14 protein-coding genes are annotated in these 15,188 nt (G+C 71.6%); 3 read left to right on the top strand and 11 right to left on the bottom strand.

Annotated features, from left to right (window positions below):
- Window positions 1-163: 163 nt before the first annotated feature.
- Entirely contained in the window at window positions 164-2,011 is a 1,848-nt protein-coding gene (locus ACFVWD_RS52230) for a transketolase (protein WP_389605734.1), read from the bottom strand.
- Between the two features lie 17 nt (window positions 2,012-2,028).
- A complete protein-coding gene (locus ACFVWD_RS52225) occupies window positions 2,029-3,372 on the bottom strand; it encodes an NAD(P)/FAD-dependent oxidoreductase (RefSeq protein WP_389605726.1) in 1,344 nt (447 codons plus the stop codon).
- 179 nt (window positions 3,373-3,551) lie between these two features.
- Between ACFVWD_RS52225 and ACFVWD_RS52220 the strand changes: the two genes are divergently transcribed.
- The gene (locus ACFVWD_RS52220; protein WP_075029764.1) at window positions 3,552-3,908 is read left to right on the top strand and encodes a VOC family protein; all 357 of its coding nucleotides are present in this window, start codon (window positions 3,552-3,554) and stop codon (window positions 3,906-3,908) included.
- A gap of 147 nt (window positions 3,909-4,055) precedes the next feature.
- On the opposite strand, the gene ACFVWD_RS52215 is transcribed toward ACFVWD_RS52220, so the two are convergent.
- From ACFVWD_RS52215 to ACFVWD_RS52175, 9 genes are all read right to left on the bottom strand, one after another.
- Window positions 4,056-6,029 (bottom strand): DUF5107 domain-containing protein, encoded by a 1,974-nt coding sequence (locus ACFVWD_RS52215; protein WP_389605724.1) that lies wholly within the window; start codon window positions 6,027-6,029, stop codon window positions 4,056-4,058.
- A gap of 131 nt (window positions 6,030-6,160) precedes the next feature.
- A complete protein-coding gene (locus tag ACFVWD_RS52210; RefSeq protein ID WP_389605723.1) occupies window positions 6,161-6,712 on the bottom strand; it encodes a GNAT family N-acetyltransferase in 552 nt (183 codons plus the stop codon).
- Window positions 6,713-6,738: 26 nt separating this feature from the next.
- The gene (locus ACFVWD_RS52205; protein WP_389605721.1) at window positions 6,739-7,680 is read right to left on the bottom strand and encodes an LD-carboxypeptidase; all 942 of its coding nucleotides are present in this window, start codon (window positions 7,678-7,680) and stop codon (window positions 6,739-6,741) included.
- Complete coding sequence (locus ACFVWD_RS52200; RefSeq protein WP_389605720.1) at window positions 7,677-9,713, bottom strand: prolyl oligopeptidase family serine peptidase; 2,037 nt, start codon at window positions 9,711-9,713, stop codon at window positions 7,677-7,679. Before ACFVWD_RS52200 ends, ACFVWD_RS52205 begins: the two co-directional genes overlap by 4 nt.
- Before the next feature lie 10 nt (window positions 9,714-9,723).
- Window positions 9,724-11,040 (bottom strand): M20/M25/M40 family metallo-hydrolase, encoded by a 1,317-nt coding sequence (locus tag ACFVWD_RS52195; protein WP_389605733.1) that lies wholly within the window; start codon window positions 11,038-11,040, stop codon window positions 9,724-9,726.
- A gap of 40 nt (window positions 11,041-11,080) precedes the next feature.
- Window positions 11,081-11,914 (bottom strand): M55 family metallopeptidase, encoded by an 834-nt coding sequence (locus ACFVWD_RS52190; protein ID WP_389605718.1) that lies wholly within the window; start codon window positions 11,912-11,914, stop codon window positions 11,081-11,083.
- 155 nt (window positions 11,915-12,069) lie between these two features.
- Window positions 12,070-12,882 (bottom strand): SAM-dependent methyltransferase, encoded by an 813-nt coding sequence (locus ACFVWD_RS52185; protein ID WP_389605717.1) that lies wholly within the window; start codon window positions 12,880-12,882, stop codon window positions 12,070-12,072.
- A 53-nt stretch (window positions 12,883-12,935) separates the two neighbouring features.
- Window positions 12,936-13,187, bottom strand: a complete 252-nt coding sequence (locus ACFVWD_RS52180; RefSeq protein WP_225900559.1) for a hypothetical protein — start codon at window positions 13,185-13,187, stop codon at window positions 12,936-12,938.
- A gap of 696 nt (window positions 13,188-13,883) precedes the next feature.
- On the bottom strand, window positions 13,884-14,279 hold the full coding sequence (locus ACFVWD_RS52175; protein WP_067362236.1) for a helix-turn-helix transcriptional regulator: 396 nt from the start codon (window positions 14,277-14,279) through the stop codon (window positions 13,884-13,886).
- Window positions 14,280-14,509: 230 nt separating this feature from the next.
- On the opposite strand from ACFVWD_RS52175, the gene ACFVWD_RS52170 reads away from it, so the two are divergent.
- Window positions 14,510-14,725 carry a hypothetical protein gene (locus ACFVWD_RS52170; protein WP_225900558.1) on the top strand — a complete coding sequence of 72 codons (216 nt, stop codon included), beginning with the start codon at window positions 14,510-14,512 and terminating at the stop codon, window positions 14,723-14,725.
- A 107-nt stretch (window positions 14,726-14,832) separates the two neighbouring features.
- Complete coding sequence (locus tag ACFVWD_RS52165; protein ID WP_054230284.1) at window positions 14,833-15,051, top strand: hypothetical protein; 219 nt, start codon at window positions 14,833-14,835, stop codon at window positions 15,049-15,051.
- Window positions 15,052-15,188 lie beyond the last annotated feature (137 nt).

The following is a 15,188-nucleotide window of genomic DNA, read 5'->3' as shown; positions in this document are numbered from 1 at the left end:
GCTGTTTCCGGAATCGGCCCGAGGCCTTGTTCAGGCCTCGGGCCGCAGACATCTCCAGAACATTCCTAGGTCGTATTCGAATTTTCCGGTCGAATTCAAATCCGGCATCGGATTCAGGATTCGGGTTTCAGAATTCAGCAGGTACGGCTCGGCTCAGCGCACGTCAGCGCACGATTGCCGTCTCCACCAGCAGCCGCGCCGCCGCCGCGATCGACTCCGCGTCGATGCCCGCGGCATGCAGTTGCTCGGCGGGGGTCGCCGAACCCGGCATGGTACGGACGGCGAGGCGGACCAGGCGCGGCACCGGGCGGCCGTCGAGGAAGGCGTCGAGGATCGCGTCGCCGATGCCGCCCTCCTCACGGTGGTCCTCGACGGTGACGAGGCAGCCGGTCTGTTCGGCGGCCTCGCGCAGGGTGAGGCGGTCGACGGGCTTGACCGAGTAGAGGTCGATGACCCTGACCTGGATGCCCTCGCGGTCGAGCGACTCGGCGGCGGCCAGCGCCTCGTGGAGGGTGACGCCCGCGGCGACGAGCGTCAGCCGGTCCTCGTCACTGGCGCGCAGTACCTTGCTGCCGCCGACGGGGAACTCCTCGGTGGGGCTGTAGATCACCGGGGTGTCACCGCGTGAGGTGCGCAGATAGCGGATGCCCTCGCAGTCCGCCATCGTGGCCACGAGCTTGGCCGTCTGGTTGGCGTCGCACGGGTAGAGCACGGTCGTGCCGTACAGCGCCCGGAACATCGCCAGATCCTCCAGGGCCATCTGCGAGGGGCCGTCCTGGCCGATCGAGACGCCCGCGTGCGAGCCGACGAGGTTGATGTCGGAGCCGCTGATCGCGGCCATCCGGATGAAGTCGTGGGCCCGGGTGAGGAACGCCGCGAACGTGGTGGCGTACGGCACCCAGTCGCGCGCGGCCATGCCGACGGCGGCCGCGACGAGTTGCTGCTCGGCGATGTAGCACTCGAAGAAGCGGTCGGGGTGCTCCTTGGCGAAGAGCTCGGTGCGGGTGGAGTCGCCCACCTCGCCGTCCAGGGCGACGACGTCACCACGGGCGGTGCCGAGCGCGGCGAGCGCCTGTCCGTAGGCGTCGCGGGTGGCGGCCTTGTCCCCGATGTCGTAGCGGGGCAGTTCGAGATGGCCGGAGCGTACGGCGTGCAACACCCTTGCCGGGGGAGGCTGTTGGACCTCCACGTGCAGGTTGCGCACTCCGCCGAGCTCGGCGATCGCCTCCTCGGCGTCCGGCAGCGGTTTGCCGTGCAGGCCCTCGCGGTCCTGGACCGACTCGACGCCCTTGCCCTTGAGCGTGCGGGCGATGATCACGGTCGGCTGTCCCGCGGTGGACTCCGCCTCGGCGTACGCGCGGCCGATGGCGTCGACATCGTGTCCGTCGATCTCCACGGTGTGCCAGCCGAAGGCCTGGAACCGGCGCGCGTACGCGTCGAGGTCGTGACCGTGCCGGGTCGGGCCGCGCTGGCCCAGCCGGTTGACGTCGATGATCGCGACGAGGTTGTCGAGGTGCTCGTATCCGGCGTGCTCGGCGCCCTCCCAGACGGATCCCTCGGCGAGCTCACTGTCGCCGCACAGCACCCACACCCGGTAGCCGGTGTGGTCGAGCCGTTTACCGGCCAGTGCGACGCCGACCCCCACGGGCAGCCCCTGGCCGAGCGAGCCGGTGGCGGTCTCGACCCACGGAAGCCGCCGGGGTGTCGGATGCCCTTCGAGGCGGCTGCCGAGCTTGCGGAAGGTGAGCAGTTCGGCCTCGCTGATGGCCCCGGCCGCCCTGTACGCGGCGTACAGGAGCGGTGAGGCATGCCCCTTGGAGAGGATGAAACGGTCATTGCCGTGATGCTGGGGGCGCTCGAAGTCGTAGCGCAGGTGCTTGGCCAGCAGGACCGCCATCAGGTCGGCCGCCGACATCGAGGACGTGGGGTGCCCGGATCCGGCGGCGGCGGCAGCGCGCACACTGTCGACGCGCAACTGCTGTGCGAGTTCTTTGAGTTGACGGGTGTCCATGGCGTTCACGGTGGTGTTCATGACTCTCCTTCCGGACGGTTCGCGAAGTCGCCGGGGGAACCGGCCACCCGTGCCAGTTCCGGCGAGGCGGTGTCCAGCGGCACGGACCACGAGCGGACCAGGCCCAACTGCACGGCCTGGCGCGGCAGTACGGCGTCCAGCAGCCAGTCGGCCGCGACGCGGACGCGGTTGCCGGGCATCGCGGCGAGGTGGTAGCCGCGGGTGACGGCCCCGGCGAGAGGGCCGGACAGCGGGATGCCCAGGGGGTTGGCGGCGGCCTGCGCGCCCCCGAGGTCGACGGTGAAGCCCAGGTCGCGATGGCGGTAGGCACGTCGGCTCCCGACGCCGAGCGAGGCGGCGACATTGCGCCCCGCGACCCTCCCGTGCCGCCAGGCGTGCTGCGCCGTCATCGGCGTGTACTGCCCCGGCCGCTCAAGATCCGGTACGGCCGCGGCGTCGCCGCACGCGAACACCTCGGGACGGCCCGGCACCTGGAGATACGGGTCGACGAGCAGCCGCCCCCGTTCCAGTGGCTGCCCGAGCGCCTCCACGAGCGGATCGGGCCGTACGCCGACACACCACGCCAGCGTCCGCGTGTCGACGAACTCCCCGTCGCTGAGGCGGACGCCGCTCGGGGTCGCCTCCTCGACCGAGGTCCCCGTGCGCACGTCGACGCCCCGTCGTCGCAGGACGCGGTCGGCGGCGCGGGAGAGCCGCTCGTCCAGCTCGGGCAGGACACGCGGCGCGACGTCGAGCAGCAGCCAGCGCGGCCGCATGCCCTCCCGCAGTGGTTGCCTGCGTACCAGCGCGTCGGTGAACAGCTGTCCCTGGGCCGCGACCTCGGTCCCCGTGTACCCGGCGCCGACCACCACGAACGTGCACCGCGCTGCACGGGTTTTCGGGTCATCGGACGCGGCGGCCAGCTCCACCTGCCGGGTCACGTGGTCGCGGAGGTACAGCGCCTCGGGCAGTCCGCGGAAGCCGTGCGCGTACTCGGCGACACCGGGCACGGGCAGCAGCTTGTTCACGCCGCCGACGGCCAGCACGAGACGATCGTACGTCAGCGTGCCCGGCTCGCTCTCGGGATCCGTGTAGTGCACGGTGCGTGCGTCGAGGTCGATGCCGTCGGCCTCGCCCAGCACCAGGCGTACGTCGGGCAGGGTGCCGGGGAGCGAGACGGTCACACGGCGTGGCTCCAGGACCCCGGCGGCGACCTGGGGCAGCAGGGGCAGATACAGAAAGTAGTCGGTCGGGTTGAGAAGGGTGATGTCGGCCTTGTGCCGGGTCAACCGCGCCAGCGTGCGGGCGGTTCGGTACCCGGCGAAGCCGGCACCGACGATCACGATGCGGGGTCGACTCACGGTTTCGCCTCCGGCGATGTCGCTCGTGCCTCGTACGGGGGCTTTCCGCGTCCCCGCGGTCGGGGCACCCAAACCCGGGGGCCCCGGTGTTTCCTCCTCGCCCCCGGGGTCATTCGGCCGTCCGGAGGAGACGTCCGAAACGATCTCGTCCTCCGGCGTGCCCAACTAAGCTCGTCCGCATGGAGATTCTGGGAGCCACGTTGCGGATCTGCGTCGACGACCTGGAGGCTTCGGTCCCCTTCTACGAAAGACTTGCCGGTGGGCGGGCCCTGCGGTTCGAGCGCGGCGGTGTGTCGGTGGCGGCGGTGGGCTGCTTCCTGCTCATGAGCGGACCCGAGGCCGATCTGGAGGTCCTGCGGAAGGTCTCCGCGACCATCGCCGTCAAGGACGTCGAGGACGCGCATCGGGTGCTCAGCGAGCTGGGCGCACGGATTCTGGCGGGACCGGTGGGGACGCCGGCCGGACGCAATCTGATCGCCATGCATCCGGACGGTGTGGTGTACGAGTACGTCGACCGCGGATCCCCCACCCCCTGAACGCCCCCGCCCCGGATCGCCCGACCGCCGCCCGGTGGGGGCTCATCGCGCAGTTCCCCGCGCCCCTCAGGAGCGCCGACGCGCATCCTTCAGCCCGTCCGGCGTCCGGCGTTCGAGGACGAGGACGAGGACGAGGACGAGGAGAGGCTAGTTGGAGGGCGGGCGCATGCGGAAGTCGTAGTGGGGCGGGAGCGGCTCGTCCGTCAGACGGGCCCACAGGGCGGTGATGGTCTCCGCCCCCTCCCGCAGGTCGGCGACCTCGAACGCCTCGTCGAAGACCGCCCGCGCCCCGTCCCGGTCCCCCTCCGCGAGAAGCAGCTCCACCTCGAGCAGACGGAACCGGCCGCGCGCCCGTGTAACGGGCCGCAGTCGATCCCAGACCCGCCGCGCCTCCCCGGTACGCCGCACAGCGAGCAGCGCCCCCACCGCCTCCCGCCCGAGCGCGGCCGTGGCCGCGGTCCAGGCCGGACCGTCGTCACGCCGCTCCTGACACAGGTCGTCGAAGGCCTCGGCGTACCGGTCGGCGGCCCGTTCCCGGTTGCCGGCCTCCTGGTCGGCAACGGCCAGACACCGCAGCAACGGCCAGAGCGACGGGGCGAGTTCGAGCGCCCGCTCCCAGCTGCGCACGGCCTGCGCCAGGTCCCCGGCGTGCCACTGCGCGACGCCGAGGTGGTACTCGGTGAGCGGTTTGGCGGGCGCGGTCTCCAGCATGTCCCGCCAGTGCGGAGCGACCAGGCTCTCACCGGGCGGCCCGACCCGCCGCGGCTCCGGGAAGGCACCGGTCCGCAGGAGCTCCGCCCAGGGCGTCTGCGCCTCCCCCAGCGTGGACTCCTGGAACGGCGTGCCGGGCAGCTTGTGGGAGGCGCGCAGCACTTCGAGCGCACCCCAGCCGGACCCGACGGCCAGCACCTCACCGGGCTCGGTGTCGGCGTACGGCAGCCACGCCTCGTACGCCGCGTCGACGTCCCCGCGAGAGAGGACCTCCGACAGCCGGCGTTCCGTCTCCGCCCGCGCGAGCGCCCAGTCCGCCCCGTGCACCGCCCCCGCATCCGCCGCCAGCGGCCCGTACGCCTCCAGCCAGGACACCTCGCTCTCCGCCTCCAGCCGGACATGCTCCAGCTGGGTGCGGGCGAGCCCGGCCTGGATCTCGCAGTAGCCGCCGGTGCCGGGTTCGGTGAGCCATTCCTGCCAGCGCCGTCCGCCGGGACCGGAGCCCCAGACGAACAGCTTGCGCCCGCGCAGCACGTCGGTGGACGTCTGCACGAGCCCGTCGCCCGTGTCGTCGAGCGCGGCGATCCAGCGGCGCTGCCCGTCGGGCACCTCGTAGAAGTAGTCGGCGGGGAAGACGCTGCGCGGCGGATACGTGCGGTCCACTCCCTCGTGCTCCGGTACCGGCACCCTCCGCAGCCGCCGCTCGTACCCGAAGTGCCAGGCCTCGTCCGCGGGGGCCAGCACCCGGCGTTCCTCGGGGACGGCGATGTTGGACCACCAGTACAGGGGCGTGGGTTTTTCGTGCGGATTGCGGACGCGGACGCCGACGTGGAGGAAGTCGGAGCCGTCCGGGAGCCACAGGTCGACCTGGAACGGCAGGTCGCGCAGCCGCTCCCACTCCCACAGGCGGAGCATCTCGCCGCCGTCGGGGGCGGGCACACGGGCGGCGTGCACGGGGGCGCAGGAGAGGGTGGTGTGGCCGGTCGCTCCGATGTTCCACTCGATGCCGCCGGAGACCCAGGCTCCGTTGAGGGCGAAGCAGGCGGGCTGCACCACCGGGTTGCGGTAGAGGAGTTCGCGCTGCGAGGGCTTGTGGAACAGCGAGGCCACCCGGCCGCCGTGGCCCGGCAACACCACCGCCCGCAGCCGGTCGTTCTCGATCACGATCGTGTCGATCCCGCGCGGCTCGCGCCGTCTGTCGTATCCGTCCCGGATGCGCTCGGGCAGAACGCTGCGCAGCGGCTCGTAGCGGATCTGCCGGGCCATGTCGCGCGGCAGGTCGGCGCCGCTGCGGTCGTCGACGCGGTGTGTCTCGTCGAGCGGCCGCAGGGGTGGCAGCGGGTTGTCCGGGCCCAACTCCGCGACCGGCAGGGTCAGTACGTCACGTCGGATCGTCGTCACGATGACCATGGAACAGGGACATCGGCCACCTGACCAGGGTGTCCGCTCGTCAGGATCCGGTCAGGATTCCGCAAAGGCGACGACGACGTCAGTGCTCGAAGGAAAGTTCGGTTCGACGGGAGCTTCGACCCGAAGGGGGTTCAGCTCGAAGGGAGCATCTCCGAGGTGATCGCCCATCGCTCGTGGTCGCGCCACGCCCCGTCGAGGTAGATGAAGTCCGGCGAGAACCCCTCCAGCCGGAATCCGCAGCGCCGGGCGAGGGCGATCGAGGCCGCGTTCCGGGGCTGGACGTTGATCTCCAGCCGGTGCAGCCCCATCGCCCCGAAGGCGTACCGGACCACGAGCCCGAGCCCCTCGGCCATCAGCCCGCGCCCGGCGGCGTGTGCGAAGGCGCCGTAGCCCAGCGCCCCGCACAGGAAGCCGCCCTCGACGATGTTGTTGATGTTGATGAAGCCGGCGAGGGCCCCGTTGTCCCGTTCGCAGACCAGGAACCCGGCCTTCGTACGGTCCTCGATGAGCCGCCCCGCGTAGGCGGCATAGGCGTCGACGCTGCGGGGCGGGAAGAGCCAGGGCTGGTGCAGCGCCTTGCTCTCCCGGGCCCGTGCGGTGAACTCGGCACCATCCTCGTGGGTGAAGTGCCGGATGCCCACGCGGGGCCCCTCGGCAAGGTAGGCGGTGGCGTTCTCAGGCATCCCGACACAGTACGCGACGGCGGCCTTCACGACAGGTTCTGGGCGAGCGCCGGCTCCTCCAGCGTCAGGGTCCCCGCGTCCGCGTCGAGTTCGGCCCGTACACCGAACGGAATCGTCAACGCGCCCTCGCCGTGCCCGAATCCGAACTCCTCGACGACCGGCACCCCGAGCCCGCCGAGCCGGTCGGTGAGCAGCGTCCGCACGCGCTCGTACGGCGAGCAGCGCTCCCAGGAGCCGAGCAGGACCCCGGTGACCCCGTCCAGCCAGCCGGCCCGCAGGAGCTGGGTGAGCGCCCGGTCCAGGCGGTACGTCTCCTCCCCCACGTCCTCCAGACAGAGCAGCCCGCCACGCGCGGAAGTCCGGGCGTGCGGGGTGCCCAGGTCGGCGGCGAGCATGCTCAGGCACCCGCCGAGGAGGACACCCGAGGCGCGGCCGGGCACGAGCGGTGCCACTCCCCCGCCGGACCCGATCACCCGTACCGTCTCCGGTTCGAAGAGCGTCGCCCGAAGGTGCTCCTGTGCCCGAGTGTTCTTGATGAAGTCGACGGCCGCGGCCATCGGCCCGTGGAGGGTCACCAGCCCCGCGCGGTTCGCGAACGCCTCGTGCAGTGCCGTGATGTCGCTGAAGCCGAGGAACACCTTGGGGCCTGCGGCCCGTATCGCGTCCCAGTCGAGGAGGTCGACCATGCGCTGGACGCCGTAGCCGCCGCGGGCGCAGAACACCGCGGCCACGTCCGGGTCGCACCAGGCGGCCTGGAAATCGGCGGCCCGGTCGGCGTCGGTGCCCGCGAGGTAGCTGAACTCGGGGTGCCGGTCCAGGACATGTGGTGCCACGACGGGGTCGAGGTCCCAGCCCCGCAGGATGTCGAGGCCCGCGGCCAGCCGCTCCTCGACCACGGGCCCGCTGGGCGCGACGACGGCGACGCGGGCCCCGGGGGCGAGACGGGCTGGACGGGTCAGGGTTTTCACTGGGTGGACTCCACGATCGGTGGGACGGATCCCGTCGGCGCTGTGCCGGGCTCTTCTCCGGCGGTGAGGTGCAGGGTGGGGATGCCGGGTGGACGCAGGCCGAAGACCTGGGCGTACAGGGAGAGTTCGGACTCCAGGGCCCGCACCATGGTGTCGGCCCGCCGGAACCCGTGCCCCTCGCCCTCGAAGGTGAGGTAGGCGTGCGGTACGCGGCGCCCGGTCGACCGGGCCAGCCTGGCGAGGAACCGTTCGCACTGCGCGGGCGGACAGATGACGTCGTCGAGGCCCTGGAGGATCAGGAAGGGCGCGGTGATGCGGTCGGCGCGCTCGCTGGGCGAGCGTTCCACGTAGCGGCTCGGCACCTCGGCGATCGGCCCGATCAGCGTCTCCAGATACTGCGACTCGAAGTCGTGGGTCTCCCCCGAGCCCCATTCGCCGAGGTCGAGGACCGGATAGAGGATCGTGCCGCAGGCGTAGACGTCGGTGCCGGTCAGGGAGGCGGCGGCGGTCCAGCCGCCCGCGCTGCCGCCGCGGATGGCGAGCCGGTGCCGGTCGGCGGTGCCCTCCTCGGCGAGGGCGAGCGCGACGGCCGCGCAGTCCTCGACGTCCACGACGCCCCACTGCTCACGCAGCCGGTTGCGGTACTCCCGCCCGTGCCCCGCCGATCCGCCGTAGTTGACCTCGGCGACACCGATGCCGCGCGAGGTGAAGTAGGCGATCTCCAGGTCGAGGACGAGGGGCGCGCGGCCGGTGGGTCCGCCGTGCGCCCACACGACGTAGGGCGGCAGTTCGTCGCCGGGTGCCACGTGGTCGGGGTGGTGCGGCGGGTAGATGTGGGCGTGGACCTCGCGCCCGGCGGGGCCGGTGAAGGTGCGGATCTGCGGCTCCGGGTAGTGCGCGGGGTCCACCGGGTCGGCGTGGCCGGCGCCGACCACCCTGGCGCGGCCGGTGCGGGCGTCCAGTTCGACGACCTCGTACGCGCTGCGGGGGCTGGCGGCGACGCCCACGATCCGGCTGCCGTGGACCGCGAGTGTCGGGGTGAACTCGGTCCAGGGGCCGGCCGCGTCGACGACCTCGCCGGTGTCCGGGTCGAGTATCCCGAGCGCGGTGGCGCCCCGGCCGTGCACGACGGCGACGAGCCCGCTCTCCAGCGGCGCGAACCAGCGGTATCCGATCTTCCACAGCGGCCCGCCGAACTCCTCCTCCCGGGGGCAGACGGGCGTGTCCTCCCCGAGCCGGTACAGGTTCCACCAGCCGGTGCGGTCACTGGCGTACAGGAGGGTGCCGTCGGGGGTCCAGTCCGCCTGGGCGATGGACTCCTCCGGTCCGCCGGCGACGGGTCGCGCGCCGTGCAGGGTGCCGTGCCCGGTGACGTCGGCGAGGATCAGTTCGGTGCCGTCCCAGGGCATGCGCGGGTGGTCCCAGGCGAGCCAGGCCGCCTGCCCGCCGTCGGGCGAGAGCCGGGGTCCTGTGACGAACCGGTGGCTGCCGTCGGTGAGTTCGCGCAACGCGTCGCGGTCCTGCGCCGCCGACCCGTCGAGCGGCACCGCGGCCACGACCCGTCGTACGTCGGTGGGTCCGTCCCCGGTGAACTCCTCCAGCACGCACCACACTTCGCCCAGCTCGGGGCGCAACCGCGGGTCGACCCAGCGCAGTCCGCCGCCCACCGGGGACACGGGGGTCAGCGGGCGGGGCCGCGCGTCCGGGGCGTCGGGCTCGTACGCGTAGAGTCGCTGGTCGGCGAAGTTCACGAACACCACGAACGGCCCCTCGGGGCGCATCTCGCCGGCCCAGGGTTGTCCGCCGTACTCGATGACCCGGCTGCGCACGTTCCAGGGGGCCGGCAGCACCGGCTCCTGCGTGCCGTCGGCCTGTCGGCGTACGAGCGTGCGCCGTCCGCCCTCCGCGGGCCGGGGTTCGGTCCACCATGCCTCGTCGCCGACGAAGCCGACGAACTCGGGTTGCCCGTCGTGCGCGGCGGCGAGCGCCGCGTCGATGGGCGAGGGCCACGATCCGTACGCCAGGTTCTGCATCCTGTCCTCTCTAGGCCGTGCGCAGGAAGCGGTCGAGGACGCGGACGCCGAAGTGCAGCGCCTCGACGGGAACGCGTTCGTCGACTCCGTGGAAGAGGGCCTGGTAGTCGAAGCCCTCGGGGAGCTTGAGCGGGGCGAAGCCGTAGCCGGTGATGCCGAGGCGCGAGAACTGCTTGGCGTCCGTACCGCCCGACATGCAGTACGGCACCACGTGCCCCTCAGGCGCGAACTCCTCGACGGCGGCACGCATCTTGGCGTACGTCGGCGAGTCCACCGGCGACTGGAGGGCCACCTCGCGGTGGTGGAACTCCCACTCCACGTCCGGTCCGGTGAGCCGGTCGAGGGTCGTGCGGAACTCCTCCTCGCCGCCCGGCAGATAGCGGCCGTCCACGTGGGCGACGGCCTCCCCCGGAATCACGTTGATCTTGTAACCGGCACTGAGCATGGTCGGGTTGGCGCTGCCCCGGACGGTCGCCTCGACGAGCGCGGCGGCGGGCCCGAGCTTGTCCAGGAGACCGTCGACGTCGTCCAGGTCGGCGTCGACGCCGTACAGCGTGGCGAGTTCGGTGAGGGCGGCGCGGACGGTGGGGGTGAGCCTGAGGGGCCACTCGTACGCGCCGATCCGGGCGATCGCCTCGGCCAGCCGGGTCACCGCGTTCGCCCGGTTCACCTTGGAGCCGTGGCCCGCCCGCCCGTGCGCGGTGAGCTTGAGCCAGCCGGTGCCGCGCTCCCCCGCCGCGATCGGATAGAGCTCCCGGCCCGCGCCGTCGTGGAAGGTGAACGCCCCGGACTCGCTGATGCCCTCGGTACAGCCCTCGAACAGTCCCGGATGCCGGTCGGCGAGGAACCCGGAGCCGTCCTCCGCGCTCGCCTCCTCGTCGGCCGTGAACGCGATCACCAGGTCGCGCCGGGGCCTGACGCCGAGGCGCGCCCACAGGCGTACGACCGCAAGGATCATCGCGTCCATGTTCTTCATGTCTACCGCGCCGCGCCCCCACACAACCCCGTCGCGGATCTCACCGGAGAACGGGGGCACGCTCCAGTCGTCGGCCTGGGCGGGCACCACGTCGAGGTGACCGTGGACGAGCAGCGCGTCGGCGGACGGGTCGGTGCCTTCGAGACGGGCGACGACGTTCGTACGGCCCTTGGTGCGCTCCAGCAGTGTGGGTTCGAGGCCCGCTTCGGCCAGGCGCGCGGCGGCGTACTCGGCGGCGGGGCGCTCCTGGCAGTCGCCGCCGCCCCGGTTGGTGGTGTCGAAGCGGATGAGGTCGGAGGTGAACCCTACGACCTCGTCCAACGCCCGCTCGTCCACGGCCCGTTCACTCATGTCGCGTTCTTCCGCGGCCCGCTCGTTCATGGTCCTCTGGTCAGCCATACTGCTCCTCCACCGCGGCCGAGACGATCGTGGTGACCGCCTTGAAGGTGCGAATCCCCTCGTACATGGTCTCGCTGGTGTACACCACCTTGCGCTCCCCGACGCGCCGCACGCCGGGCACGACGGTGGCCGCCATCGACAGGTGTTCGGCGTCGAATTCGAGCGCCACCGTGAACGGGCCGCCCACCAGCGGTTCTTGACGCACCGCCAGGGCTGCCGCCGCCTTGGCCGCGGCCCGGATGTCGGCAGCGGTCCTGGCCGGCGTACGGCAGACCGCCGTGTACCGCGACACATGGTCCTTGACGGCGACCTTGAGTGCCTCCGGCGCGTAGCCGAGCGCGTCCTCACAGGTCAGGTCGTCGCCGGTGACGAGCACGACGGGCACTCCGTACTCGGCGACGACATGGGAGTTGAGCAGTCCCTCACTCGCCCGTACGTCGTTCACCCACACGCCGGTGATCGAGTTGGGGAGGTAGGTGTGGGCGAGGACGCCCTCCGTGCCGGCGCCCGTGTGGTAGCCGACGAACGCGATCCCGTCGACGTCCCCGTGCTGGACGCCCTCCACCATGGACAGCGTCTTGTGGCGTCCGGTGATCATCTCGGCCCGGTCGTCGAGCTGCTCCAGCAACAGATTGCGCATGGACCAGTGGGCCTCGTTGATCAGCACCTCGTCGGCGCCGCCGTCGAAGAAGCCGAGGACGGCGGCGTTGACGTCCGAGGTGAACATCGGCCGGCAGCGCTCCCACTGCGGTGTCCCCGGCAACACGTCGGCGGGCCAGGTCACCCCGGTGGCGCCCTCCATGTCGGCGCTGATGAGGATCTTCACGACACACCCTTCCGGCACAGGTCAGCGGCTGCCTCCATGTCGTGTCACGTTACGTGGCGCCGCACGGCCGGGCCAGGAGGCCGTCCGCGGACGTCACCACGCCGACCGGCGCCGACCAAGCCCCGGCCGGTCCCGGCCGGTCCCGGCCGGTTCCGTCAGGGTTTCACGGCGACCGCGCCGTACTGCGGGAGGACCGCGCCGTCGCCGGGCCGGGCGCGCCACCGGGCGCAGGAGACGAGACCCGGGTCGAGGAGGTCCAGGCCGTCGAAGAAGGTGGTGATCTCGGCTCGGCCACGGGCGGTGATCGGCGGGGTCGCGTTCTCGTTCCAGAAACTCATGGCCGCGACGTTGCCCTCGCCTCCGAGGTCGGCGTCGGTGGTGGGGTGGGTCAGGGCGAGACAGCTGCCGGAGGGGAGCGCGGCCATGAGCCTGCGCACGATGTCGCGTGCCTCGTCGCCGTCGAGGACGAAGTTGAGGATGCCCAGCATCATGACGGCGACGGGTCGGCCGAGGTCGAGGGTTCCCGCGGCGCCCCGGATGATGGCGTCGGGGTCGTGGACGTCGGCGTCGAGGTAGTCGGTGACACCCTCGGGCGTGCCGGTCAGCAGCGCGCGGGTGTGGGCGAGCACCACGGGGTCGTTGTCGACGTACACGATCCGCGACTCGGGGGCGATCCGCTGGGCGATGTCGTGGGTGTTGTCCAGGGTCGGCAGTCCGGTGCCGACGTCCAGGAACTGCCGTATCCCGCGCTCCCCGGCCAGGAAGCGGACCGCGCGGCCCAGGAAGTCGCGGTCGGCCAGGGCCACGGCGCGGATCACCGGGAACATCGTGGCGACCTGCTCGCCGACCGCCTGATCGACGGGGTAGTTGTCCCGGCCGCCGATCCAGTAGTTCCAGACCCGGGCGTTGTGCGCCACGCCCGTGTTCAGGTTCCCCGGCTCTCCCGACGGGCCTCTGCTCTCCCCCACGGCTTCCCCTCCCGGCACTCCGGCAACGGCTCAGAGGGCAAGCATCGCCCGGATCAGTCCTCGTAAACGGTCAGTACGACACCGTCGAGTTCGATGCGGCGCGGGGTGCCGCCCTCGCCGCGGACGAGGGCGTCCAGGCAGCGCCGGAAGAGTTTGAGCTCCTCCTCGTCGAGGACGGCCGCGGCGAGGTCGAGGAGTTCGGTGAGTGCGCCCTCGGTCAGTATGTCGGGCAGCTCACCTGAGAGGAGGACGACGGACTCTCCCGTACTGCCCCGCACCACTGCCGTGGTGGGTCCTCCGTGCACGAACAGCACATGTCCCCCTGGGTGACACAGGGGTCGTGCGGCTCACGTGCCCCGAGCAGAATGAGAGACTAGCTGCGGATCTTGGGGGTTTCGGCCGTTCTGGATTCTTTTACCGGGAACCCCGGGAAGCGGAACCGGAGCACTCGGACGGGCGTCTTCGCCGTACGGCCCTTGACCGGGCCAAAGCCTCCGGGTCGCCTGCGACGGAGCGACCGTACGGACCGAACCGATGTCAACGTCCCTTTGACGAGGGGCTCCGGCATCCGACGCAGATCCCCGGAACACCACCGCCGCCCAAGTCCATCCGCCCCTACGACGCCACACCGCCCCCCATCACCCGAATGCGAGCCACCCTCGTAGACGCGGACGCACACCGCCGGGCATCGGCCCACCCCCGTGGGCATGGGCGTCGCCACCCTCCGCTCCGCCGGGCCACACGACTCCCACGACGCGCGGAGCACCCTGACGGTGACGGCTGACGACTACTGACCGGCGTCGGGCAGCTCCCCGGCATCGAGGCCGGCCCCGTAGCCGCGGCGCCCGGCAACACACCACCCGCCACACGCGGCGCACCCCGACGAGGACGGCTCCTGCCGGCCGGCGCCGGGCAGCGCCCGCTGGGGCCCGCCCCGACGGAGAACATCTCGTCGCTCCCGCGTGCGCCGGCGCACGCCCGGTGCCGCACCCCGGCAGAAACTAGCCGCGTCGCGCGTCGCGGCCCAGCAGGGACTCGACCAGGGCGGCGACATGACGGCGGTCGTCGGCCGAGAGTTGCTGGACGCTGGCGATGAGCAGGTCGACCTCGGGGTCGGCGGGTGCGCCGGGCGCGCCTTCGGCAGGCGGGGCGTCGGCCGCGTAGACATGAATGCCGCACGCCTCCGCGGCGGCCCGCCGCACGGTGTCCAACGACAGTCCAAGCCCCTTGGACAGCCCTTCCAGCGTGCTGGGCTGGGGCATGCGCACCACCCGCTCGGCCGTGGCCAAGTGGTGGACGGTGGAGCGCGGAATGCCGCCCCGACGTGCCACTTCGCCGTAGGACCAGCCTTCGCGGTCGAGGCGATCTCTGATGATCTGCTGCAGTGCGTTGGCCACCGATGGTCACTTCCTGCTCGCCGCCGGGCGGAACTCTTCCAAGCGGGATCGATTCTACGGGGGGCTTCGCTCCGGCCCCAGAAGTCTTTTCCCGAACCGCTTGCGCGGCGAGCTCCGGGGCTACTACTGTCCAATCTCGTTGGACAGCACGTCCGACCAGATTGGACAGAGTTTGGGGGGAACCAGCCTCTGTCCGATCGGAAATGCCCATCCCTGAGGGGGAATTGATCATGATGGACAACCGTGAACTCGACACCGAGACCGCTGAGCTGCTGCCGGGTCGCGAGGCCCTCGGTCGGCTGAAGTTCAGCTTCGGCAAGACCGTCAACGTGACCAAGCACGTCGCGAACATCGACGCCTCCAACCAGTCGGCCGCACTGAACGACCACTCCAGCTGGACGGACGCGTCCTCGGGTGCCTCGCAGGCCATCAACGTCCACCAGTAATCGGCACCGGAGGCTCGCCCGCCTCCGCATCACCGGATGCTCGCCCGCATCCACCGCTGTGCCATCACCACACCGCATCAACGAACCACGTCCCGAAAGGACATCCCATGAGCATGGACATGAACGAACTGCAGTCCGAGTCCGCCGAGCTGCTCCCCGGCCGCGAGGCCCTGGGCCGCCTGAAGTTCAGCTTCGGCCGCACCACCAACGTGACCAAGCACGTCGCCAACATCAGCGCCCACAACGAGTCGGCCGCCCTGAACGACCACTCCAGCTGGTCGGTGGCCGAGTCCAGCGCCAACCAGGCGATCAACGTCACGCAGTAACACCCGCCGCGCACAACGGCAGTTCGGCGGACCGCGCCCGGGGGCGGGCGCGGTCCGCCCCCGGGGGCGTATAAACAAAAGACGCGGCCGACGGATGTTTGAGTGTAGATATGGGGGGGGGCGGGGTGAATAAAAAA

Origin of the sequence: Streptomyces sp. NPDC058086, from assembly GCF_042885015.1 — a bacterium.
Lineage (GTDB): Bacteria > Actinomycetota > Actinomycetes > Streptomycetales > Streptomycetaceae > Streptomyces.
The sequence above is the reverse complement of the archived record's forward strand: the minus strand, read 5'-3'. Positions and strand labels throughout refer to the sequence as shown.